Here is a 23,452-nt window from a genome sequence, read left to right as displayed (position 1 = left end):
GGCCTTGCCAGGGGCTTTAGCCAGTCGCCTCTCAGCCGCCCGACCCGCCAGCCTCCTCCTGGTGGACGGCCACCACCAGCTTGAGGCGTGAGGTCACCCCGTACTTCCTCATGAGGCTGGAGACGTGGGTCTTGACCGTGGACTCCGCGACAACGAGCCTGTCGGCAATCTCCGCGTTGGAGTAGCCCTCGCACAGCAGCGTGAGCACCTCACGTTCTGCACCCGTGAGGTCCGGGCGGGCGGGCACCCGGGCCTCCCGCAGGTAGCCCTCCGAGATCAGCCGGGAGGTGGCACGGGGTGAGATCGTGGTCCCCCCGGTGCTGGCTGCACGCACGGCCTGCACGACCTCCTCCGGATCGGCGTCCTTGAGGAGGAACCCGCTGGCCTGCTGGGACAGGGCCTCAATCATGGCGGAGTCGTCGTCGAAGGAGGTCAGCACGAGGACCGCCGTGTCCGGGTACCTCGCCTTGACGCGCGCCAGCAGCTCCAAGCCGTCTACGGGGAGCATGCGTATGTCGGTGATGAGGACGTCTACCGGCATGCGGCTCATAAAGGCCAGGGCGTCAGTGGCTATGGTGAAGGTGCTGAGGACCTCGATCCCCTCCGCAGCTGAAAGGTAGGAGCGCAGGGCACCCAGCACAAACTGGTCGTCATCGACCGCGACAACCCGGATCATCTTGCCGGGGGTCCTGACAGGGGGTGGAGAACCGCTCGCAGGCATGCGACGATACTACCGTATCGTCACCGTTATCTCCGGCCCCTCGGACGTGATCGCAGTGCCTACCGCATGGTCCCGTATCTTTTCTCGGATTCCTCCAAGAGCTGCGGCGCTGGCCAGGCCCAGTTTCTTTGACACCTGGCAGCCCACCACCCGCACCCACCTGCTGCACGCAGGCCTCGCGGTGTTCCTGGTCCTGGTCGACGTACTCGACTTCACAGTCCCTCTCACACCCACCAGGCTGGGGCTCACCATCCTCAGCGCCTCCTGCCTCCCCCTGGCATCTCGCCTTCCTCTGGCAGGCTCCGCAGCAAGCCTGGCCATCACAACTGCCGCACTGGTGGTGCCAGACGAGATTGGTATTTTTGGAGTCACCGTGTGCTGGGCGCCGCTGACGCTGTTGGTCTCCCGGGGCTACCACCTTGGGGTTGTCTGGTCGATGACCGCCATCCACCTGCTCGGCACTGGCTTCCTGAGTGACCTGTACCCAACCCAAGCCCTGGCTAGGTTAGTCGTAGTCGGAGCCCCATCCATGACACTGGGTCTCACGCTGCGCCACCAGCGTCACAAGAGCGACGAGGCTGCCCGGCAGCGCCGGGAACGTCGGGGCCTCCGGCAGCGCCTGCTGGTCTCTGAGCTCCACGACACCGTGGTGCGTAACCTCACCCACGCCGTCATGCAGGCCGAGCAGGCTAAGATCGCCCGCCCCGAGGACTTAGAGCTCACCCGCGCCCTCGACTCTGTCATCGGCCCGGTACGCAGCGCCACGGGCCAGCTGCGCTACCTCCTCAGGGTTATGTCGTCCGCCTCCAGCGACGAGGCCCTGCTGCTGCTGTCCACCACCCCGCCCCGCCCTCTGGAGGAGACCCTGGCCCAGGCTGAGCAGATCCTCACCCAGCGAGACACCACCTTGGAGGTCACCGGCCTGGAGGCTCTTGACACCGCCACGATCGGCCCCGGCATGCGCCAGCAGGTCACCCGCGTCCTCGCTGAACTTATCGAGAACGCCGTCAAGTACACCAGCGTGCACGGACGCGTCACCCTCCTGCTGGAGACCGACGGCGGCACCCTGGAGTGCATGTGCACCAACACCCACGGTCCCACCCGCCATCAGCCCCCGCACAGACAGGCAGGACACCGGCACCAGGCAGAGGCAGAACAGGAGACACAGCAGGAACAGGTGGTCTCCTCCGGCCTGGGCCTGGACACCGCGCGCCGCCGCATCGAGTCGCTGGGCGGGGCGCTGACCACCACCCACACCCCGCGCCGCTGGACCACCGCCTTCAGCATCCCCCTCACACCCGCGGTCTAGAGCCCGCACCGGTCAGCAAGCAGCCCCAAGAGCAGCCACGGGCAGCCGCCGTGGTCCTTTGGGACGAGGCGAGCGGGAACTCCCGACCTTCCGCCAGCTGGCTACCCGTCAGAACCCCGGAAGGATACAGGTATCAGCCCACCCGCTACCGACACGCACTGAGGTGATCTTCATGTCCGTCCGCACCGCGCTCCCCACCGTCCTGGCCACCCTCCTCATTGGCAGCACGGCCATCCTGCCCACAACCGCCGTGGCAGCCTCACCCGACACGGGACACCAGTCCAGCGGCGGCTACGCCGCCAGAACCACCAGTATGCACACCGAACCTGCCAAGGCAGACACAACGGACATGGCAGTCACCAACGTCAAGGACAGGAACTGCTACAGCCCGCTTGGGGTCCGTATCTGCATCCTCTGACCTTCACGCCCCCACACCCCGCCCTACTTACGACCACCGCTCAGTGCCGCCCACCCAGGATGAGGCTCATGGCCTCACTCCGGGTGGCGGCACTGCGCATGCTGCCACGCACGGCGCTGGTGACCGTGCTGGAGCCCGGCTTGCGCACTCCCCGCATGGACATGCACAGGTGCTCCGCCTCCACCACCACGAGCACGCCCTGGCAGCCCAGCCGCTCCACGAGGGCGTCAGCCACCTGGGAGGTGAGCCGCTCCTGGACCTGGGGGCGGCGTGCGTAGCCGTCCACCAGGCGGGCCACTTTGGACAGCCCGGTCACGCGACCGTCCCGGTCAGGGATGTAGGCCACGTGGGCCACCCCGTGGAAAGGCAGCAGGTGGTGCTCACACACCGAGTACATGGGGATGTCGCGCACCAGGACCATCTCCTGGTGGTCGGCGTCGAAGACCGTCTCCACGTGCCGGGCTGGATCCTGGCCCAAGCCGGAAAACATCTCCGCGTAAGCGCGGGCCAGCCGCTCCGGGGTCCCGCGCAGACCCTCCCGGTCCGGATCCTCGCCGACGGCCACCAGCAGGTCGCGCACGGCCCGCATGACGCCCTGGGAGTCGTAGGCGCCCTGGGCCTGCCCGGTCACCTCACAGGCTCCGTGGTGCCGTAGTCAAGAGTCTCGTCGCTGCGCCACAGAGGGCGCTCAGCCTGCTTGACCACGGGGGCGAAGATCCTCTCCAGGTCCATCTCCAGCAGTGTCTCCCGCTCCAGGAGCTGGCTGGCCAGGTCGTCGAGCACAGCCCGGTTGCGGGTAAGGATCTCCCAGGCCTCACGGTGGGCGGCGTCCAGGAGCACCCGTACCTCCGCGTCGACGGTGGCAGCCACGTCCTCAGAGAAGTCCCGGCTGGTGGCGTTGAGCCCCAGGACGGTCTCGTTCTCCGTGGTCCCCAGCTTGACCGCCCCCACGGCGGCCGTCATGCCGTAGTCGGTGACCATCTTGCGGGCCGTGGCCGTGGCCTTCTCGATGTCGTTGGAGGCACCGGTGGTGGGGTCACGGAAGACGATCTCCTCCGCGGCCCGTCCGCCCATGGCGTAGACAAGCTGGTCCAACAGCTCGTTACGGGTAGTGGAGTACTTATCGTCACTGGGCATGACCATGGTGTACCCCAGGGCCTTGCCCCGCGGCAGGATCGTCACCTTGGTCACCGGGTCGGAGTAGGCACCCGCCGCGGCGCACAGGGCGTGGCCGGCCTCGTGGTAAGCGGTTACGCGCTTCTCGTGGTCGTTCATGACCCGGGTGCGCTTCTGGGGGCCTGCCAGCACCCGGTCGATGGCCTCGTCCAGGGCGCGGTTGTCAATGAGGTTGGCGTTGGACCGTGCGGTCAGCAGGGCCGCCTCGTTGAGGACGTTGGCCAGGTCGGCACCGGTGAAGCCTGGCGTCCTCTTGGCCACCAGCCCCAGGTCGACGTCAGGGGTCAGCGGCTTGCCCTTGGCGTGGACCGCCAGGATGGCCTCGCGTCCGCCCATGTCGGGGGCCTCGACACTGACCTGCCGGTCGAAGCGCCCGGGCCGCAGCAGGGCAGGGTCCAGCACGTCGGGGCGGTTGGTGGCAGCAATGAGGATGACGTTGGTGTTGACGTCGAAGCCGTCCATCTCCACCAGGAGCTGGTTGAGGGTCTGCTCCCGCTCGTCGTGGCCTCCCCCGGTTCCGCTGCCGCGATGACGGCCCACCGCGTCGATCTCGTCAACGAAGATGATGGCCGGCGAGTTCTCCTTGGCCTGCTCGAACAGGTCGCGTACACGGCTGGCGCCCACACCCACGAACATCTCGACGAACTCGGAGGCAGCCATAGAGAAGAACGGCACGCCCGCCTCCCCCGCCACGGCCTTGGCCAGGAGGGTCTTACCGGTCCCGGGGGGCCCGTACAGGAGGACCCCCTTAGGAATCTTAGCCCCCACGGCCCGGAACTTGTCCGGCTCGGAGAGGAACTCACGGATCTCCTCCAGCTCCTCGACCGCCTCGTCCTCCCCGGCGACGTCGTCGAAGGTGACGTCAGGCATCTCCTTGGAGCCGACCTTCGCCCGGGACCTGCCAAAGCCCATGGCACCGCCCCGGCCCCCGCTCATGCGCGTGAGCATCCACCACATGAGCCCCAGGAAGATCATGGTGGGCAGCAGGAGCTGGAGCATGGAGGACCACCAGGAGGAGGTGGGTACCACCGAGTTGAAGCCTGCTGAGGGGTCAGCACCCTGGACCAGGGAGTCCACCTGCTCCGCCTGGGCGTCGGTGAAGGTGAACTGGACCCTGTCACCCATGTTCTGCTCCGAATCACCCTGCCGCTTAGGCTGCTGGACGTAGCTCTGGGTCAGGTCCAGCTCGACGCGCTGAGTGCCGTCGATGACGGTCACCGACTCGACGATCCCGGGGTTGTCCCGCAGCAGGGCGAGGCCGTCGGAGGTGTCGATAGACCGGTAGCCACCCAGGGAGGAGGCCAGCGACCACACCAGCAGGACCACCAAAATAATGACGGGGGCGACCCACAGCAGGGGGTTGCCCAGCGCCCCACGACGCCTTCTGTCACGGCCGCCACGACCGCCCCTCTTGTTCTTCCCGCCCCGGAGGTCCGGGGTCCTTCGACCAGGCTGCTGGCCCGATTCACTCATCAGCGGTGGATCCCTTCACGTGTCTGATGCCCACACGGTAGCCGATGAGAGGCGGAGGGACCCCACCGATTCCTGTTGCGGTGCCTCACGTTCGCACACGGCGTGCAGAGGGGGTCACAACGAGCACCGCAGAACCAGCGGCGGCACCGACCTGCGGCCCCTCCACGGGAGGCGGCCGCAGGCTCTACATCGGCCCCAGCGGCAGCACCGGTATCGGCCCGGCCCTGGCCAAGAGGGTCATCGACCTGCACCACGGCCGCATCAGCGCCCAGAATACCGGTGAAGGCACCCGGTTCGAGGTCCGTCCTCCCCTGGGACGGCGACAGCGCCCCAGGCGCCGTCGCCGCCTGGCCCCAGGTACCCGGCCCCCGAGCACAGGATCATCCGAGAGGCCGACCTCCTCTAAAGGCTGCTCCAGGCTGGGCGGGCCACAAAGCTCAGATCTTTCTTGAGGAAGTTCCACATCTTTGACACGTGAACTCCCTGGCCGGCAGCTACGCCCGTGGAGTGCATGAGCATTCCGTCCCCCAGGTAGATAGCCGCGTGGTAGACGTTCCCGAATATGGTCCTCGCACCGACGCCGCCTCCCGTTACCGCATTCCGGTCCGGGTCGGAGAAGAACATGATGTCACCGCGCTCATAGTGGTTATCCACGTCCAGCCACACGTCTCCACGCGCATAGAACCAGCTGGCAAGATTATTCGCCGACCAGGCCCTGGAGGTCTCAAAACCATCACCAAAGTCGACGTAGTAGCCCACCTTGGTGTTCTGGTCGGCCACATAGGTCGTGTGCTGGTAGTCCCATCCCAGAACCGCCATGCCGACAAAGGTGGAGCACGACACCGCGTAGGGCTCCGAGGCGACCTGGTGGACCACCTGCCCCGTCAGCGGGGTGAGGCCGTTACCGTCCCACCCCAGGCGGGTACCCGCGTCGACAAAGCTCTGCCCCCGTGATATCAGGTCGTCTGCTGCCGCAGTGCTCGTACTGCGGGCAGGCTGGGTGGAGAAGCTCTGCGGCACCGCCCACTTGCCGTTGGCAAGGAGCATTGACACGTTCCCGAGCCTGCCTGAGGGCCGCGACGACTCCACGGCGTAGGTGACGCCAGCGCCGTCGCCGGCCAGCTCGTCACCCCGCGTCCAGACCGTCCCTGACGGGTTAGAGGCCTGCAGCAGGTCGTAGAGGGTGTCGTACTGCGTTGCCTCGACCGACCCCGGGGCTGCCGCAGCCGGCACCCAGGAGATAGTGGGCGAGGCGAGCAGGGCCGCTCCCAAAAAGGTGATACCGCGCCGCGAAATAGAGGTTGTCTCAGCCATGAGCCGCTGTCTCCTGTCATAGAGGTTCTGGCATCTTGCGGCCGTGACCATACCGCTACTACAGCTTCTGCCAAACAGGAGAGGCCTCATAGCGAGTGTCACATTGCTGACAACTATGAGAGCGTTCCGTCAGGCTTTCCAACACGGCCTGACCACGGGTCTTCCGCATCAACGATCCCGCTTATAGGAAACGGACCAGCGAGAACAAGAGGGTTGTCTGTCAGCACTAGGACCGTCAGCCCAACGCTTTCTGCCAGCGGTGAATTATGGGTGACCTCACCTTGTGGCACACGCTGGTTCCGCAGAATACGTTTCCATGCCACACGACCCGCCCCAGCCACACGCCCCGCAGCCCGAGAAAGGCGTGTGCCCGCACCTCTGAGAGGTGCGGGCACACGCTGTCGGCCATCAGATGGCGGTCCCAAATTGAGACCTTATTGTTGCCGTCTCCGGTGTCGTCGTCACCGTCTCCGGCGCACCAGCCTGCGGGCACCGTCCACCGTAGCCCGCAGACGCGACGCCTGAAGGCTGCGCTGACGCAGCAGCAGGAACACCGCGCCCGACGCCAGCATCACCAGAGCCACGACCCCGGCCAGAAGGCTGGAGGAGGGGAGCCCCGTACGTGCCAGCACGGAGTCTCCCTGGTCTCCCTGGCCATTCGCCTCTGCATCGGAGTCAGCACCAGGATCTGCCTGGGCCGCGGCTGCCTGCGCACCGTCCCGGGAACCTGCGTCCTCAGACTCGCCGACAGGGGCGTCATAGGAAGTCACCGCTGGGTCCTGGTCCTCCTCGGCCTCCTCCTGAGCCGTCCCGGCGTCCCCGTCCTGGGGGTCCGCTGCACCCGCGTCGTCGGCAGCCCCACCGTCCTGGCCAGCCTCAGCGTCCCCGTCCTGGGGGTCCTGCTGGACAGCCTGGTCCTGGTCCTCCTGGGCCTCGGCCTCCTCCTGAGCCGTCCCGGCGTCCCCGTCCTGGGGGTCCGCTGCACCCGCGTCGTCGGCAGCCCCACCGTCCTGGCCAGCCTCAGCGTCCTCGCCCTGACCGTCCTGCGCACCCCCGGCCTCGTCCTGGCCCTCATCCTGGGTGGCGGAGAAGACGCTGGAGGAGTCCCCCCAGCTCGGACGGGCCACGAAGCTCAGGTCCGCCTCAAGGCTGGCCCAGAACTGGGTGACCACGACGCCGCTGTCGGCAGACGGACCGGTGGAGTGGATCAGCTGGTTGTCACCGAGGTAGATCGCCGTGTGGTACACGTTACCGAAGAAGACGTCATCCGCCTGGACGGAGTCAGACTGCCCCCGGGGGTCCTGCTCGGAGAAGAAGAGGACGTCACCGGGCTCGTAGCCGCCCTCGCTGCCCAGCCACACGTCACCGTTGGCATAGAACCAGCTGGCAAGGTTGTTCGCCGACCAGAAGCCCTTGTCCTCAAGGACGCCGCCGAAGTCGACGCCGTAGCCGACCTGTGAGTTCTCGTCAGCCACGTAGGTGGTGTGGGAGTAGTCCCAGCCTGCCAGCGCCATTCCGACGAAGGAAGAGCAGGTCACCGCGTAGGGCCGACTCATCGTGGAGTGGACGACCTCACCGGACAGCGGCGTGAGTCGGCTGCTGTCCCACACCAGGTCGTCCCCCGCCTCGGCAAAGGTCCTGGCACGGGACAGCAGGTCCTCCACCGCCTCGGGGTCCGGCGAGGTGCTGGGAGAGGTGGCCAGTCCCTGCGGGACCGCGTACTGGCCGTCGCTCAGGGAGACGGCGATGCCACCCAGCGCTCCCTCAGGAAGAGTGCTGGTGATCTGGAAGGTCATCCCAGAACCGTCACCGGCCTCCTCGTCTCCGTCGGTGACGACAGTGCCGGACAGCCCGGAGGCCGCCTTCATGTCGGCAACCGTGTCAAAATGTGTGGCAGTGGATGTCGTCTGCCCGAGCGGCCCGGCCCCGGCAGCGGCAAGCGCCGGGGATCCCAGGCCAAGAGCGACGACAAGGGCTCCAAGGGCTCCGGCTAGGGGCCGGAGCACCGGTCTCATGAGTGGCAAGATCTCTTCTTCCTGTGGGGTTCGGGGACAGCTCGTAGAAGACGGCACGCTGCAGACCTGAGCCCCCGCACCCGCCCGCGGGACGAGCATCCGAGGAGGATCAGACCTCAGGCGCCGTAGACCTCCGGACGCAACGTACCAATTACGGAGAGATTACGGTAGTTCTCAGCGTAGTCCAGCCCGTAACCGACGACGAACTCGGTGGGGATGTCGAAACCGACGTACTTGACCCCCACCTCGACCTTGGCCGCCCCAGGTTTGCGCAGGACACTGGCGATCTCGACCGAACTTGCCCCCCGCGATGAGAGGTTGCCCACAAGCCATGACAGGGTGAGGCCCGAGTCGATGATGTCCTCGACGATGAGGACGTCGCGACCGGTGATGTCGGAGTCCAGGTCCTTGAGGATGCGGACCACCCCGGAGGAACGGGTCCCGGACCCGTAGGAGGACACCGCCATCCAGTCCATGGGCACCGATCGGTGCAGCCGACGGGACAGGTCCGCCATGGCGTAGACAGCGCCCTTGAGGACGCCGACAAGCAGGAGATCCCGTCCCTCGTAGTCCGCGTCAATCTGAGCAGCCATCTCGTCAAGGCGGCGCCCGATCTGTTCCTCGGTGAGCAGGACCTGCTGGAGCTTGCCCCCCATGTCCGTGACGTCCATTGGCATCGCCTTCCTCATGGCAGGTAGCCGGTCAGGGCAGGTACCGGCCTGTGTCGCGCCAAGCCTGCCACAGGCCGCAGCCGCAGCGCCCCACGGCACACGCCGCCACGGCCTCCTGGCAGACGCTCCTGCGACGTGTGACGTCAGCCCTGGCAGCCACACCCGGCCAGAGGCACCATGAGGTGCTCATCGAGCGCAGCCCTGGCCGCCGTCAGCCCGCCCTCGGCAAACCCGTCCACCACGACCGCGAAGGCCAGGAGCCGCCCGTCGGCGGTGGTCACCACCCCCGACAGCGAGACCGTCTGGTCCAGGGAGCCGGTCTTGGCCCGCACCGTCCCCGCCGCAGCCGTGTCTAGGAAGCGGTCGTCCAGAGTCCCGTCCAGAGCACCCACAGGCAGGGCCGCCAAAAGGCTGCGCCCGACCTCCCCACCCTGGTCACCGGCTGCCCGGCCGACAACCTGTGCCAGCAGGCGGGCGGGAACCTTGTTCCCCTTGGCCAGGCCGGAGGAGTCCAGGAGGGTCACGCCAGCAGTGTCAAAACCGTCCTGGCCCAGCTGGGCCAGGACCGCCCGCGCGGCACCCTCAAAATCGGCGCTCTCTCCCGCTGCGGCCGCGACCAGGTGCCCCTGGACCTCGGTCATGGAGTTGTCAGAGGTACGCAGCGACAGGGACAGGACGTCCGCCAGCGGCGCCGAGCTGACCGAGGCCACGGTCGCGGCGGAGTCCGCGGCCGCGGCCCGGGTGATGCTGCCCTGCACGCTGACCCCGGCCTCTCTCAGGTGGTCCGCAAAGGTCTGGGCGGCGTGAAGAGCCGGGTCGGAGGGATAGCCCCCCTGACCGTGGTAGGCGGACACGTCCACCATGATTGGCTGCACCCCCGACACCCACGCCTCGTTGCCTGCCTCCCATGCCTCGTTCCAGGTCGGCCCGCTGAAGAGAGTGTCGTCCAGGCGCAGGGAGACACCAGTGACCCCCTGGCTCCTGAGAGCCTCCGCTGTCTGACGGGCCAGATCTCCCAGGCCTGCCCGTCCCGCCGTCGCCGTGGGGTCCCCCTCGTCAGCGGCGAGCAGGACATCCCCCCCACCCACAAGAGTCAAGGTCTCACCGTCAAGGACCGTCGAGGTCTCCAGGGCGTGCTCCGGCCCCAGGAGGGACAGGGCGGCCCACGCGGTGAGCAGCTTGTTGGAGGACGCAGGCGTCAGGGCAGTACCAGCACGGTGGTCGAGGATCTCCTCACCGGTGACGACGTCGATGACGGAGGCGCTGACACTGGCCTCCTCCAGCGCCTCGTCCTCCTCAAGTGCCCGGACCAGGAGGTCCAGGGCGGCTGCCTGCGGGACAGGCACGTCCTCGGGCAGGGGGGAGGGTTGGGACACCGTGGCCTGCGGCGAGGCCACTTGGGGGAAGGGCTGGGGGGTGATGTCCTCGGCCGCGGCGGTGACGGGGCCAGGCACCAGGTCGAGGGCGTCGGCCAGCCCGTAGTAACCACCGGCAACAAGGAGAGTCGCCGCCGTCAGAGCAGCGATCTGGGCCTTGCGCATGTGTTCTCCGTTCATCCTCAGGTGCCGTCGAGCCACGGCAGGAGCGCACCCGCCGCTGTCAGGCAACTACCTGCCAGCGGCTCAACCAGGGCCGGTCCCACAACCAGGCACCAGCCAGGCTACCGGACGCGATGACCGGGAGAGCAGACGGCTCCCGGAGAGACCGGCCAGCGGCGACCGCCAGGACGGCTCATGACAGCCCAGGACAGCCGAAGATGAGGCCTGTGGCTGCTGTCGCCAGGGCCGACTGTGGGCCACACTAGTGCCGTTGAGACCCCACCAGCCGGGACGGGACCGCACCCCGACGTCGTGCCTAGGGCACTTTTCGGGCTGGAAGACACGCAAAGGAGGCTCCCGTGGAGTTCGACGTCACCATCGAGATCCCCAAGGGAAACCGCAACAAGTACGAGATCGACCACGAGACCGGCCGGATCAGGCTGGACCGGATGCTCTTCACCTCGACGCGCTATCCCGACGACTACGGCTTCATTGACGACACGCTCGGAGAGGACGGCGACCCCCTGGACGCGCTGGTGCTCCTGGAGGAGCCCACCTTCCCTGGCTGCGTCATCCGCTGCCGGGCACTGGGAATGTTCCGCATGCGCGACGAGAAAGGCGGGGACGACAAGGTCCTGTGCGTACCCAGCGCGGACCAGCGCGCATCCTGGCGCACAGACATCGAGGACGTCAGCGAGTTCCACCGCCTGGAGATCCAGCACTTCTTCGAGGTCTACAAGGACCTGGAGCCAGGCAAGTCGGTGGAGGGAGCCCACTGGGTCGGGCGCGAGGAGGCGGAGGAGGAGATCCGCGTCTCCTACCAGCGCGAGGCCGAGCGAGTCGCGCGCGAGAGCTGACGGGGGACCTGGCTCCGCCTCTGCGCTCCACCTCGGCAGCAAGGCCGCGAGCCAGGCAATCCAGACAACGAAAACGTCAGAGGACAACGCGGTGGAGTGTTGTCCTCTGACGTTTTCGTTGCGCTTTGTACTTGTACTTGTTGCGCAAGCTTGCCACGCAGGCCGCGTACGCCGTCAGGGCCGGACGGCGTAGGGCATAGCCCCGGAATAGCGCATCGCGGTGATCCGCACCGTGTACCCGAAGGTCGGCGCCTCGATCATCATGCCGTCACCGAGGTAGATGGCGACGTGGTAGATGCCCGACTGGGTCCCATTGGAGGACCAGAACACCAGGTCCCCCGGCTGGGCGCCGGACAGGGGCACCTGCGCTCCCTGGCCGTACTGGACCCGAGAGGAGTGGGTGAGGTATATGCCAGCCTCGCGGTAGGACATCATGGTCAGTCCCGAGCAGTCCAGGCCCGAGCGCGACTCCCCGCCCCACACGTACGGGGTCCCGATGTAGCTCCTGGCAGCGGCAATCGCAGTGGTCGCACCGGAGCCTGAGGATGTTGCAGGTGCAGCGGGCGCCTCCTGGGCAGGCGCAGGCTCCTGGGCGGGCGCCTCCTGGGCAGGCGCAGGCTCCTCAGCCGACTCCTCCTGGGCCGGCGCAGGCTCCTCAGCAGGCGCCTCCAGGGCAGGCTCCTCCTGGGCCGACGCAGGCTCCTCAGCAGGCGCCTCCAGGGCAGGCTCCTCCTGGGTCGGCGCAGGCTCTTCAGCCGACTCCTCCTGAGCGGGCTCCTCCTGGGCAGCCTCGCCATCCTCGGCCGCCATCTCGTCCTCAGGCTGCGGCTGCGCAGACTCCTGCACTGGCGGCTCAGAGGCCTCATCAGCAGCCTGCCCCTCGGAGCCCTCGCCCTCCTCAGAGGGCTGGGCCTCCTCCTGGGTCACACCAAGGGCTTCCCTGGCCGCCTCTTCCTCGCTCTGCCTGCGCTGCTCCTCCAGCTGGTCCTGGTACTGCGTCTCCAGCTCAACGGTAGTGCTGCGCTGGGTGGCCAGCTGCTCAATGAGGACAGCACGCTGGTCCTGGGCCTGTGTGACCGCGGTCTGGGCGGCCGTGGCAGCGGCATCGGCCGTCGTCTTGGCCTCCTGCGCGTTCTGGGCCGCAGTCTCCTTGGTAGTGAGCCTGCTGTCAGCAAGGTCCTTCTTGGACTCGGCCACAGCCTGGTTCGCCTCGACCTCCTGGACCTTGGCGTCGGTGGTCTCCCCCACGCGCGTCAACGCCGCACCGGCGTCAGCGAGGTCAGACAGTGACTCGCTGGTCAGGTAGGGCGTCAGGGCTGTCAGAGCGGTGCCGCCCTCCTGGTAGGTCTGCACGACGACGGACCCGAGCTCGGAGCGCGCCTCCTCAGTCTCCTGCACAGCAGCCTCGGCGTCCTCCTGCGCCTGCTGCGCCTGTGAGGTGGCCGTAGCCAGCTCGTCCACCGCCACAAGGTAGTCCTCGTTGGCAGCCTGGGCATTGACCTGGGCCGCCTCCAGGTTGGCGCTCAGCTCGACGAGGGCCTCCTCCAGGTCCTCGATAGATGCTGACGTCGTCGTCTCAGCGGCCCTGGCGTCGTCAATGTCCTCCTGGTCCACGGGGTCGGCGTACGAGGCGGGCGTCAGGGTGCACGCCAGCGCCAAGGCGGCGGCAGCCGCCAGGCCGCGCCCCCATCGGTTCTGGTACTTCAGGCTCACGAAGGTCTCCGTCGTCAGGCAGTTGTCACGGGTCAGCAGGGTGCTGGTCCGCCCGCGCTGCGGGTCACTGCGGGTCTTGGTATCGCCACATTAGTCGCTCGCGTTCATTCTGGAAACACTGCCCACATCATTCACATCAACAACTTACACCTCTGTCATTTCAGGCATTCCCCGCTATGACGCGGATCGACAGCGCTGAGACCGACGAGCGGCTTTTGTGATATCTCTCTCACTAAGGGTGGGTGAAGGGCGGCGCAGGGCGCGAGAAGGGGTGCCGTCCCCTCCTGAGCCGCCGCCCGGCGCTACGCACCGACCACCCCGGACGCAGTCCTCACCGAGTTACTCCGGGTACTCCAGGGACTCCGGTTACTCCGCGCCACTCCGGGCTACTCCGGGCCACTCCGCCCCCTCCCGGGCGCCGTCGGCCGTTGTCGACGACGCCAGCGTGGCCGACGCCCGGCCGATCCCCCTCCCGGACGCTGCGGACCCCGCAGCCTCACACTCGCGCCGCACCTCACGGACCGGTAGAGTGCGCACCATGTCCTGCACCCAGCACCAGACCGGGACCCGGCTCCAGGCGGGGGACAGCACCCGTCGAATGCGCCGCTGACGCGTACGCCAGCCCGCACGCGTCACCCCGCCCCTGCCCACCCTGGTGACAGCAGAGGACGCAGGACACCTTCCCGCACCACGCACCGCCAGCGTCAGGAACCGGTCAGGCAGTTGGCTCGCGCCCGGTCCGCCCCGGCCTGAGGCGGTCGGAGGACGGCAGCCTGAGGACGACCGAGGTCCACGGGCCGCAGGTGCACAAGGTCCAGGTCGTTCCAGCGCTCCCCCGGTCACCGCCGCCTCCAAGGAGCACCCCTATGCCAGAACCGACGTCCACCCAGACCAGCCCCACCACTGCTGAGCCCCCCAGTCCCGGCAGCCCGCACGGGTGGCGGTTCGAGACCAAGCAGGTCCAGGCAGGCCACGACCCCAGGTCGGACAGCACCCGCTCCCGGGCCATCCCCATCTACCAGACCACCTCCTACGTCTTCGACTCCGCCGAGCAGGCCGCCGCGCGCTTTGCGCTGGCCGACCTGGGCCCTATCTACACCCGGCTGAACAACCCGACCAACGAGATCGTCGAGAACCGCATCGCCGCCCTGGAGGGGGGCGCAGGAGCGCTGCTGACCGCCTCCGGGCAGGCAGCCCAGACCCTGACCTTCCTGACCCTGGGAGGCGCGGGCAGCAATATCGTGGCCTCCCCCTCCCTGTACGGGGGCACCACCAACCTGCTGGCCCACTCCCTACCCCGGCTCGGCATCGAGACACGCTTCGTGGACGACCCTGCCGACCCCCAGGCGTGGTCCTCCCAGGCCGACAAGCGCACCATCGCCTTCTTCGGGGAGACGATCCCCAACCCCCGCGGTGACATCCTCGACATCGAACCGGTGGCCGCAGCGGCCCACGCCCAGGGCATCCCTCTGGTCGTGGACAACACGGTGGCCTCACCGTTCCTGACCCGCCCCATCGAGTGGGGCGCCGACATCGTCGTGGCCTCAGCCACCAAGTTTCTGGGAGGGCACGGCTCGTCGGTAGCCGGGGTCATCGTGGACTCGGGGAACTTCGACTTCGCGGCTGCGCCGCAGCGCTTCCCCGGGTTCAACACGCCCGACGAGTCCTACCACGGCCTGGTCTACGCCCGGGACCTAGGTGTGGGCAGCCCCCTGGGAGCCAACCTGGCCTTTGTCCTCAAGGCCCGCACCCAGGGGCAGCGGGACCTGGGCTTCCCTCTGGCCCCGCACTCGGCCTTCCTCATCGCCCAGGGCATCGAGACCCTCTCCCTGCGCATGGAGCGCCACGTGGACAACGCCCTGGCTGTGGCCACCTGGCTGGAGGCGCGCGACGACGTCGCCGACGTGCGCTACTCGGGCCTGGCCTCCAGCCCCTACTACCACCTGCACCGCAAGTACTGTCCGCGGGGCGCGGGAGCGGTCTTGGCCTTCGACCTGCCGGGGGGCCGACAGGCCGGGGCCGCCTTTATCGACGCCCTGCGGCTGTTCTCCAACCTGGCCAACATCGGTGACGTGCGATCCCTGGCGGTCCACCCGGCCACCACCACCCACTCCCAGCTAGACGACGCGGGGCTGGCCGCCTCGGGGATCGGTGCCGGCACGGTGCGCCTGAGTGTCGGTATCGAGCACATCGACGACATCCTGGCGGACCTGGAGCGCGGCCTGGCTGCCGCCTCAGGAGGCCAGCCGTGAGCCTCCCGGGCACGCATGACCCGGGCACGGACCAGGCGCCCCGCCCCTCCCCCACGCTCATCAGCGACACCGAGGAGGCTCCCGCCTACGGCGTGGGCACAGCCTCCTCCAAGCTGGTGGACCGCGAGGCAGGCTCCCCCACCGGGGCGTGGAGGCCCGGCAACGACCCGGGACGCCGACGCTTCCTGGAGATCGGGAACATGCCCCTGGAGTCCGGCGAGGTCCTACCGGACACCACGCTGGCCTTCGAGACCTGGGGGCGCCTGTCCGAGCAGCGCGACAACGCCGTCCTGGTGCTGCACGCTCTGACCGGGGACTCCCACGTCACCGGTGAGGCAGGACCCGGGCACCCCACCCCCGGGTGGTGGCCCGGCGTCGTCGGCCCGGGCAGGGCCATCGACACGCAGAGGTACTTCGTCGTGGCCGCCAACATCCTGGGCGGGTGCCAGGGCTCGACCGGGCCGTCCTCCCTCGCGCCGGACGGCCGCCCGTGGGGGTCACGCTTCCCCTGGCTGACCACCCGCGACGCCGTGGAGGCCGAGACCCGCCTGGCTGACGCGCTGGGGATCGAGGCCTTCCACCTGGTGGTCGGCGCCTCCCTGGGAGGGCACCGAGCCCTCGAGTGGGCCGTGAGTCACCCGCACCGGGTACGCAACCTGGCACTGGTAGCCACCGGGGCCTCCACCACCGCCGACCAGCTGGCCTGGTGCCACCTCCAGGAGCTGGCGATCGTGGGGGACCCCTACTTCCTTGATGGCGACTACTACTCCCACCCGGTGGGGCCCGTGCGAGGCCTGGCGCTGGCGCGGGCGCTGGCCCACACCACCTACCGCTCGGCCGCCGAGCTGGACCAGCGCTTCGGCCGGGCGCACCAAGGGGAGGAGGACCCGGCAGTGGGCGGCCGCTACCAGGTGGAGTCCTACCTGGACTACCACGCGGGCAAACTGTTGGCCCGTTTTGACGCTAACACCTATCTTATTGTCACCCACTCCATGATGGTCCACGACGTCGGGACCGGGCGCGGGGGGATCCAGGCCGCCCTGGGGCGGGTCACCGCCCGCACCCTGGTGGTGGACGTGGACTCTGACCGCCTGTTCCTGCCCGCCCAGGCCCAGGAGCTGGCTGACGGCGTACCGGACGCCAGAAGGCGCACCGTGGCCTCCGTCCACGGCCACGACGGGTTCCTCATCGAGACCGACCAGATGGAGGCGATCCTGCGGGAGTTCCTGGAGGACCCGGAGGCCTAACCAGAGGAGCAGGAGGCGGACCCACCTCTGCCACGGCTCGGCACCCCGTCGCAGGAGCACATTTCTCTCCCATGTGAGAAAAGTGTTGCGCTAGACGACATTGACACATTTGTCACGGCTCGATAACGTGGTGGTGGCACGCCACCACGGAACTAGCGGAGCAAGAGCCTTGGCAGAGAACAGGCAGAAGACAGCGATCGGGAAAGTGCTGGAGCGCACCAGGACCGCACGCCTCACGCTGGACCTGGAGAACGACTCCACCAAGGCAGTCACGCTCAGCCAAGACCTGTCGGACTCGTGGACGTCTCCCCGGGCGACCGACTACGAGGAGATCCTCTTCGAGATCGTCAACACCATGCGCTCTGCCTGGTCCAACCTGGAGCTCACGCTGGAGGAGGCCTTTGACGGCCAGCCCGACGAGGTTGAGGAGGACGATCCCAGGGCTAAGTGGGACTAGGAATAAGTGGAGCTAGGAATAAGTGGGACTAGGAAGTTAGGACTAGCGGGCACCGCAGCCCTGCCCGGCACGCACCAGCAGCCCGGACAGCGGTACCACGACGAGCAGAGGACAGCCAGTGGCCTACATCTACCTTTTTATCAGCCAGTCCGCTATTGATACCCGCACCCAGGCTGCGGTGTCGGCCGCCCAGGTCGAGGAGGACGTGGTCGCGGCGAGCCTCGGCGGGCTCAGCACCGGGCTGTCCTCCATCCCGCACCCGGTCACGCAGGCAACGGGTGTGGCGATCTCCCTGGCCTCTCCCGTCATGACGGAGGAGGTGGGTGCGGTGGACCTCTCAGGGGAGGACTACGCCACCGGCCACGAGTGGATGAGCGCCCACCACACCATCGACACCGCCTCGGTCCTGACCAGCACCGAGCACAGCAGACAGCTCCAGAAGTGGCTGGAGGACGCCTCCATCCCCGAGGTCACCCTCGAGAACGCCCTCGCCGCAGGCGTCCAGGACGGACAGCACAGTGCCAGCCACTGACAGCACCGCAGGCACTGGCAGCAGCCCGGCAGGTGTCGGCATCAGCGGCGCCAACCCAGCAGGTACCGGCGCCCCCGCAGGCACCTGGGCACGCGACATCCTGGGTCCCGGCTTCCAGGCCCGCACCCTGGAGCTGGCACCGGACACCGAGGACGACGGCGCGGTGGCCACCCTGGTGCGGCACGTCCCCGCCGAGGACCCGCACGCCCTGCCCGGCACCCCCACAGCCCCCGTCTTCGCCTACCTCTACCTCCACGGCTGGAACGACTACTTCTTCCAGACCCACCTGGCCCGGGAGGTCTCTGCCCTGGGCGGGGCCTTCTACGCCCTGGACCTGCGCCGCTACGGCCGCTCCTGGCGCGAGGGGCAGATGCACGGGTGGTGCACCTCCCTGCTCGACTACGACGAGGAGCTGGGGCTGGCCCTCAAGATCATCCGCTCCGGGCACGACCTACGCCCCGGGCCGGGCGGGGGCGGAGGCCGTGACGGCCGGGCTGCCGCCCCGGCCAGCCGCCGGGAGCAGGACCACTGGGACCGCGCTGTCCAGAGCACCCCTGTGGTCCTCAACGGCCACTCCACCGGAGGCCTGACTGCCGCCCTGTGGGCGCACCGTCACCCCGGCGTCCTGTCCGGCCTAGCGCTCACCTCCCCCTGGCTGGAGACGTGGGGCGGGCATCCCACCCGCACCCTGGGTCGGCCGGTGATACGCACCCTGGCACGTGTGAGCCCACGCATGGAGCTGCCCACCGGCACCATCAGCCCCTCTGATGTGTTCTACGTGGCCGACGGCTGGAACGACGAACGCGACGGGGCGCTGCCGGACCCCTCCTGGGCGCAGGACCCCTACGCCACCGGCTGGGACCTCAACCCCGCCTGGGTCCTGCGTCCCTGGGCTCCGGTGCGACCCGGCTGGCTCCTGGCGGTCCTGAACGGCCAGGCCCGCGTGGCCCAGGGCCTGGACATCGACTGCCCCGTGCTGTCGATGGCCTCGGCCCGTAGCCGGGTGAGCCTGGGCTGGACGCCGCAGGCACGTCACGCCGACACCATCATCGACGCCCAGGCCGCCGCCCGGAACTCTGTAAGACTGGGCAACCTGGTAACCATCACCCGTTTTGCGGGCGGTGTCCACGACCTCACCCTCTCCGAGCCGCCCGTGCGTGAGCGGGTCTTCTCCACGCTGGGGCGCTGGCTCACGTCGTACGCCCTGCACACTGCGCACCCGAACCATTGAGAGCAACCTGGTCCTCACAGGACACCGAGTCCTCGTAAAGTACTGGCACGTCAGTCGTTCTGTGAGCGTCCTGCGAGGATGCGGCAGACCTCGCGTGCAGGCTACGATGACCGACGGGAGCCCTGCCAAGGGCGTGCCGGAACCACGTCACGACGGCGACCGGCGCAGGTCCTCACGCAGGTCCCCGAGCTGACGGCCACGCACGCCCAGCCTCCACACGCGCCACCCGTCGGCGTCGTCCACGCCCTGGGCGGCATTGGCGGCAGAGGTGGGGTCAGAGAAGGTACGACCGTCCACCAGGGTGATGATGCCTCCGGCAGACAGGACAGCCTCGTGGTAAATGCCCCGACGCAGCCCCTGCCAGATGATACGCGTGGGACCCTCCAGGTGACGCGCGATCGCCGCCAGGTCTGCGGCATCCTGTGCCGCCACCTCCGGGGTAGGGCGAGTGACCGCCTCCGCCTCGGCCTGGGCCGCCGCACGGCCCGGCGGGCTGACGGGCCAGGCCTGAGCCAGGTGCGCCGCCTCCGTGTCGTCCTGGGGCGGGGTGGAGACCGAGGGCGGCGTCAACGGCTGCACCGGTGCCTGCTCCTCACCGTCACCTGCGTGCCGGGAGGCCCCCGGTGCTGCCGCGTGCTGCCCGACGGCAGCACCATCCCACCCGGAGGAGCCCGGCGTACGGGTCCCCGCCACCGTGTCCCGCAAGCGGTGGCCGCGGGCGCGGGAGGCAAGCTCCTCGGCCTCCTCCTGGAGCCCCTGGGCGCCGTCGCGCACACCAGCCGTGCCCGCTACCGGCGTGGAGTCCGCTGCACCTGCTGTACCTGTCTGCGTCCCGGCTGTCTGCTCCTCAGCCACAGCCTCCGCGCGGAAGTAGTCTGCTGGCGGGGCCGACCCCTGGCCAGGATCAGCGGGCTGCCGCGGGGCGACGACCTCGATGGAGCCCGTGACCGGCTGGGGCCTGGCCTGCTGCGCCTGCGCAGCCCTGGTACCGGGACCGGTCAGGCCAGGGCGCTGAGGACGAGCCACCAGCAGCGGGCCGCCACCGCTCAGGTCGCTCATCCGGACCTGCTCAATGACCACGACCACCCGGGACTCGTCTACGACCCGGGTGTCAACCTCGTAGAGCTCGACCCCCGAGCCCATCAGCACCGACATGCTGGAGCGGACGTCAGGCGCCAGGGACGCCGCCAGCAGCGTCAGGCGCGGGCCGGACTCTACCTGGGAGGGCATGGCCTCGCGGAACTCGTTCCAGTCCTCCCGGAAGGCCGCCAGCCCGCCGGCGTAGCGGCTGGCCAGCTCACGCCGCCCGGCGGCCGCGGCTGCCGTCAGACGGGACATCGCCGACATCAGGCCCGCGGCGTCAACCGCGCTGAGGACCTCTACCAGGACCACCTGACCGGTCGCGTCCAGGGCGGTCAGGCTCTGCCCGTGGTCCACCTCGCTCCACCCCAGGGGAAACAAGGGTCGACGCAGCACGTCGACAACCTGGCGCTGGATGGCGGCAAGGCCGCGAGCCCGGGTCTCAGCATCCGTGGGGCGGCCGAGCCGTACCGGGAGGAGGTGGTTGCCATCGAGCTCGTACATGGCCATAGAAGGTCTGCCTTTCCTCGTCGTCGTGCCCGGCCCTCCGTCATGCGGAAGGCACCTGGCACGCCCCAGATGACCTGGGTCCCGGCAAAGAATCCTCTCGCGCGAGACGGAGGACCGTGTCCGGGGCGTTATTCCATCCTCTCACGCCCGTGGACATGTTCCGGGGATTCTCGGGTGGGCGCCGCCCGCCTGTCTGTGTCGCCGTCCCGGCGACCCGGTGACGCAGCACCACGACGGCGATCTGACTGTAACACTGACCGTGGCAGGTCAGGGGGCGGCAGGAGGCTTGCAGGCAGCACCACGGCCAGGAGCCGACGCCACCTCCCCGCAGCACTGCGCAGCCCGGCACTGGCGGTGCTGAGCCTCTCGTCGGCCTCCCGCCTCCCAAGAGCCTCGTGAGCAGGCTCAGCCTCCTGCCGGGTCGGGGGGCCGTAACGCTCCGCGACAGCCCCGGCAGCCAGTCGGGGGACCGCCTCCCGCGCCCGCCTGAGCAGGTCCCCGGTGTCCGGGTCCGCACCCTGCGGCTGCCGGGTAGGGGAGGATAGGACCGCCACGAGCCGCTCAGCCACGGCCTCGTGCGTGCGCGCCCTGCCCACCGGCGCCCGGCTCAGGAGCCGCAGGTCGGTTCCTAGCGCCACCAGCTCCTCCCAGGCCGCTGCCGCAGGGTCCCGGCCTGAGCTCACCCGCCGACGACGTCGGCGCCCGGCTACCGCACGTAGCAGCCCCGGAGCCAGGAGGCAGGCAAGAAGCACCGCGAGCACCACCACGGCGCTCCAGCGCGACGCCGACGTAGCCGACGCGCGCACCCCCGCCTGCGGCGCGGAGGCGCCCTGGGCCTCGGCAGCCGAGGGCGTCCCCGGCTGGGAGGCGGGCTGGCCCGGGGTGGGCTCGGCCGGGGAGGACGTGGGAGGCGCGGACACGGCGTCCTGGCCCTGCTGGTCCGCCTCCACGCCCGACCCACCGGGCGTGGGCTCGAAGGCGACCCACCCCTCCTCCTCCACCCACACCTCGGGCCAGGCGTGGAGCTGGTCGCCCCTGACCTGCGTCCACCGGCCCGGTCCCGCAGCAGCAGAGGCGTAGCCCACGGCGATGCGTGTGGGCAGGCCCAGCGACCGGGCCATGACGGTGAAGGCGGAGGCATAGTGGACGCAGTAGCCACGACGCTCCTGGAGGAAGGTCGCCACGGTTTCCATGGCTGAGCCCCCCTCAGCGCCCTCGCCGCTATCTCCGCCAGAACCTCCGCCAGAACCGTCGTCTGTGCCGTCTGTGCCACCGGGGGCCGACTCGTCGTAGACGAAGCCCTCCCCCCGCAGCCAGGATGCCAGCGCCGCCGCCCGGGAGGCGGCGTCCTCACCGGCACCGGCCTGAGCCACCGCCTCACGCGCTGCCTGGGCGGCCGCGACCGGGGTGTCCTCAGGGAGACGGGTGTAGCGCTCCAGCACGTCCCAGGACGCGGCGAAGGCGACAGGCACCTGCGCCGCCGGGTGCCCAGAGGCGTCAGCGACGGCGTTCCAGCCCACAAGCGTGTAGGCCGTCCCCGACCCCAGGGTGGTACCGACGCCTGTGGCCGTGGAGGTCCCCTCAACCCAGCGCCACGCCTCCAGATCAGCCTCCAAGTCAGCCTCGACGTCAGGATCGGCGTCAGGATCGGCGTCGAGGTCCAAGCCCGCCCCGCTACCCGTGGGAGACGGGGACGGCGCACTCTCCTGCCCCTCGGGGCTCTCCTCCACACCGGTGCTGACGTCCTCACCGGCTCCGACCACCAGGGCCGTGGACTGGAGGACAGGCAGGTGGTCGGTGCGCAGGTCCTGCACGCGCACCTGTAGCGCCGTGACCGCACCGGCGCCGTCCCCCGCGGTACCGACCAGGTGGTCCAGGTCTGAGCCGCTCAGCCCGGAACGAGCCACGGCCCCTCCCGCTGTCAGGGCTCCCTCTCCAGAGGAGTCCTGGAGCCGGGAGACCTGCGTGGGGCCGGGGCTGCGCTCCGGCTGCCAGGAGGTCCCCTCCAGGTCGGCGACAACGGCGAGGGGCAGTCTCAGGCTGGTGCCCGTCTCCAGGTCACCCGTGTAGGACAGGACCGTGGTCCCCGGGCCTCGAAGCAGGTCCCGGGACAGGGTCAGCCCCAGCTCTGGCTCACTCGTCCGCGCCCTCACCGGTGCCCACACCTGCTCCGTCACCACGGGAACCGCCCCCGTCAGGGCGATGGACACGACCACGGCAACCGCCCCCATGACCAGGCAGAGCCTGCTCCGTGCCGCGCTGGGGCCGTGGGAGGCTCCCGGGTCGTGGCTGCGTGAGGGCCAGTAGCGCTCGGGGGCGGAGGTGACCACCAGGGCGGTCAGGCACAGCGCCACGCCCACGAGGCACAGCCGTGGCGGCTCCTGGCCCCTGACCACCACGGGCACAAGGAGGGCAGCGGCTGGAACCAGCCCGGTCAGCCCGACGACGTCGGCCCCGCCCGCTGACACGAGAGCACAGGCCCACGACAGCAGCAGGCAGACGATGAGGAGCCCCGAGCCCAGGGTCGCAGAGACCTCCAGGGGTGGTACGCCTGTGGCCAGCTCCTGACCTGCCAGACGCGCCGCCCCGACCGGGTCGTGCCACCACACTGCCGCACGCGACCACCCTAGGACGGCAGTCAGCACGCAGGCCGCCGACACCAGCCCCACCACCAGTCCCAGGGCCGGGCGGGAGGGCCGAAGGCCGCGCGCCACCCCCGGGACCACCACGGCCGAGGCGGTCACGGCTAGGACCTGGTACTGCCAGGCGCCCGGGAGCAGCACCGGCTCGACCGCACGCGCCCCGAGCCACCACAGTGTGGTGACAAGGAGCGCCGCCAGGAGCGGCTGCCAGCGAGCAGGCTCGGTCAGGACACGGGTCGCAGGGTTGAGCGGGCGCAGCCGGGCCGCAGGGCGCACGGGCTGCACACCTGCCCTGC

18 protein-coding genes are annotated in these 23,452 nt (G+C 69.3%); 8 read left to right on the top strand and 10 right to left on the bottom strand.

Features of this window, described 5'->3' with window-relative positions; genetic code table 11:
• Window positions 1–31: 31 nt before the first annotated feature.
• Window positions 32–721 carry a response regulator transcription factor gene (locus D4740_RS07920; RefSeq protein WP_119836383.1) on the bottom strand — a complete coding sequence of 230 codons (690 nt, stop codon included), beginning with the start codon at window positions 719–721 and terminating at the stop codon, window positions 32–34.
• On the opposite strand from D4740_RS07920, the gene D4740_RS07915 reads away from it, so the two are divergent.
• A complete protein-coding gene (locus tag D4740_RS07915) occupies window positions 720–2,030 on the top strand; it encodes an ATP-binding protein (RefSeq protein ID WP_119836382.1) in 1,311 nt (436 codons plus the stop codon). The two genes, D4740_RS07920 and D4740_RS07915, sit on opposite strands and share 2 nt — an antisense overlap.
• 172 nt (window positions 2,031–2,202) lie before the next feature.
• Window positions 2,203–2,448 (top strand): hypothetical protein, encoded by a 246-nt coding sequence (locus tag D4740_RS07910; RefSeq protein ID WP_147392878.1) that lies wholly within the window; start codon window positions 2,203–2,205, stop codon window positions 2,446–2,448.
• Window positions 2,449–2,488: 40 nt separating this feature from the next.
• Here the strand turns inward: D4740_RS07910 and folE are convergent, their stop codons facing one another.
• The 6 genes from folE to dacB form a co-directional block, all read right to left on the bottom strand.
• On the bottom strand, window positions 2,489–3,037 hold the full coding sequence (gene folE, locus D4740_RS07905; RefSeq protein WP_119836441.1) for a GTP cyclohydrolase I FolE: 549 nt from the start codon (window positions 3,035–3,037) through the stop codon (window positions 2,489–2,491).
• Window positions 3,038–3,075: 38 nt separating this feature from the next.
• Window positions 3,076–5,097 (bottom strand): ATP-dependent zinc metalloprotease FtsH, encoded by a 2,022-nt coding sequence (gene ftsH / locus D4740_RS07900; protein WP_119836380.1) that lies wholly within the window; start codon window positions 5,095–5,097, stop codon window positions 3,076–3,078.
• 402 nt (window positions 5,098–5,499) lie between these two features.
• On the bottom strand, window positions 5,500–6,411 hold the full coding sequence (locus D4740_RS07895) for a hypothetical protein (RefSeq protein ID WP_119836379.1): 912 nt from the start codon (window positions 6,409–6,411) through the stop codon (window positions 5,500–5,502).
• A 461-nt stretch (window positions 6,412–6,872) separates the two neighbouring features.
• A complete protein-coding gene (locus D4740_RS07890; RefSeq protein ID WP_147392877.1) occupies window positions 6,873–8,426 on the bottom strand; it encodes a hypothetical protein in 1,554 nt (517 codons plus the stop codon).
• Window positions 8,427–8,542: 116 nt separating this feature from the next.
• On the bottom strand, window positions 8,543–9,097 hold the full coding sequence (gene hpt / locus D4740_RS07885; RefSeq protein WP_119836377.1) for a hypoxanthine phosphoribosyltransferase: 555 nt from the start codon (window positions 9,095–9,097) through the stop codon (window positions 8,543–8,545).
• Between the two features lie 143 nt (window positions 9,098–9,240).
• Entirely contained in the window at window positions 9,241–10,638 is a 1,398-nt protein-coding gene (dacB, locus tag D4740_RS07880; RefSeq protein ID WP_119836376.1) for a D-alanyl-D-alanine carboxypeptidase/D-alanyl-D-alanine-endopeptidase, read from the bottom strand.
• A gap of 356 nt (window positions 10,639–10,994) precedes the next feature.
• Here dacB and D4740_RS07875 point away from each other — a divergent pair, with 356 nt between their 5' ends.
• The gene (locus D4740_RS07875) at window positions 10,995–11,492 is read left to right on the top strand and encodes an inorganic diphosphatase (RefSeq protein ID WP_119836375.1); all 498 of its coding nucleotides are present in this window, start codon (window positions 10,995–10,997) and stop codon (window positions 11,490–11,492) included.
• 174 nt (window positions 11,493–11,666) lie between these two features.
• On the opposite strand, the gene D4740_RS07870 is transcribed toward D4740_RS07875, so the two are convergent.
• Entirely contained in the window at window positions 11,667–13,205 is a 1,539-nt protein-coding gene (locus D4740_RS07870) for an NlpC/P60 family protein (protein WP_259390736.1), read from the bottom strand.
• An 866-nt stretch (window positions 13,206–14,071) separates the two neighbouring features.
• On the opposite strand from D4740_RS07870, the gene D4740_RS07865 reads away from it, so the two are divergent.
• The 5 genes from D4740_RS07865 to D4740_RS07845 all read left to right on the top strand — a co-directional run bounded on the left by D4740_RS07865 (window position 14,072) and on the right by D4740_RS07845 (window position 18,924).
• Window positions 14,072–15,457, top strand: a complete 1,386-nt coding sequence (locus D4740_RS07865; RefSeq protein WP_119836374.1) for an O-acetylhomoserine aminocarboxypropyltransferase/cysteine synthase family protein — start codon at window positions 14,072–14,074, stop codon at window positions 15,455–15,457.
• 59 nt (window positions 15,458–15,516) lie between these two features.
• Window positions 15,517–16,704 carry a homoserine O-acetyltransferase gene (locus D4740_RS07860; RefSeq protein ID WP_119836439.1) on the top strand — a complete coding sequence of 396 codons (1,188 nt, stop codon included), beginning with the start codon at window positions 15,517–15,519 and terminating at the stop codon, window positions 16,702–16,704.
• Between the two features lie 169 nt (window positions 16,705–16,873).
• A complete protein-coding gene (locus D4740_RS07855) occupies window positions 16,874–17,161 on the top strand; it encodes a hypothetical protein (RefSeq protein WP_162933787.1) in 288 nt (95 codons plus the stop codon).
• A gap of 118 nt (window positions 17,162–17,279) precedes the next feature.
• The gene (locus D4740_RS07850) at window positions 17,280–17,693 is read left to right on the top strand and encodes a hypothetical protein (protein WP_119836372.1); all 414 of its coding nucleotides are present in this window, start codon (window positions 17,280–17,282) and stop codon (window positions 17,691–17,693) included.
• A 40-nt stretch (window positions 17,694–17,733) separates the two neighbouring features.
• Complete coding sequence (locus D4740_RS07845; protein WP_119836438.1) at window positions 17,734–18,924, top strand: alpha/beta hydrolase; 1,191 nt, start codon at window positions 17,734–17,736, stop codon at window positions 18,922–18,924.
• A gap of 147 nt (window positions 18,925–19,071) precedes the next feature.
• Here D4740_RS07845 and D4740_RS13455 read toward each other — a convergent pair whose 3' ends face one another.
• A complete protein-coding gene (locus D4740_RS13455) occupies window positions 19,072–20,514 on the bottom strand; it encodes a hypothetical protein (protein WP_119836371.1) in 1,443 nt (480 codons plus the stop codon).
• A gap of 128 nt (window positions 20,515–20,642) precedes the next feature.
• Window positions 20,643–23,432, bottom strand: a complete 2,790-nt coding sequence (locus tag D4740_RS13450) for a transglutaminaseTgpA domain-containing protein (RefSeq protein ID WP_147392875.1) — start codon at window positions 23,430–23,432, stop codon at window positions 20,643–20,645.
• Between the last annotated feature and the right edge of the window lie 20 nt (window positions 23,433–23,452).

The sequence above is a fragment of the Actinomyces sp. 2119 genome, assembly GCF_003591215.1.
GTDB classification, from domain to species: domain Bacteria; phylum Actinomycetota; class Actinomycetes; order Actinomycetales; family Actinomycetaceae; genus Actinomyces; species Actinomyces lilanjuaniae.
The sequence above is the reverse complement of the archived record's forward strand: the minus strand, read 5'-3'. Positions and strand labels throughout refer to the sequence as shown.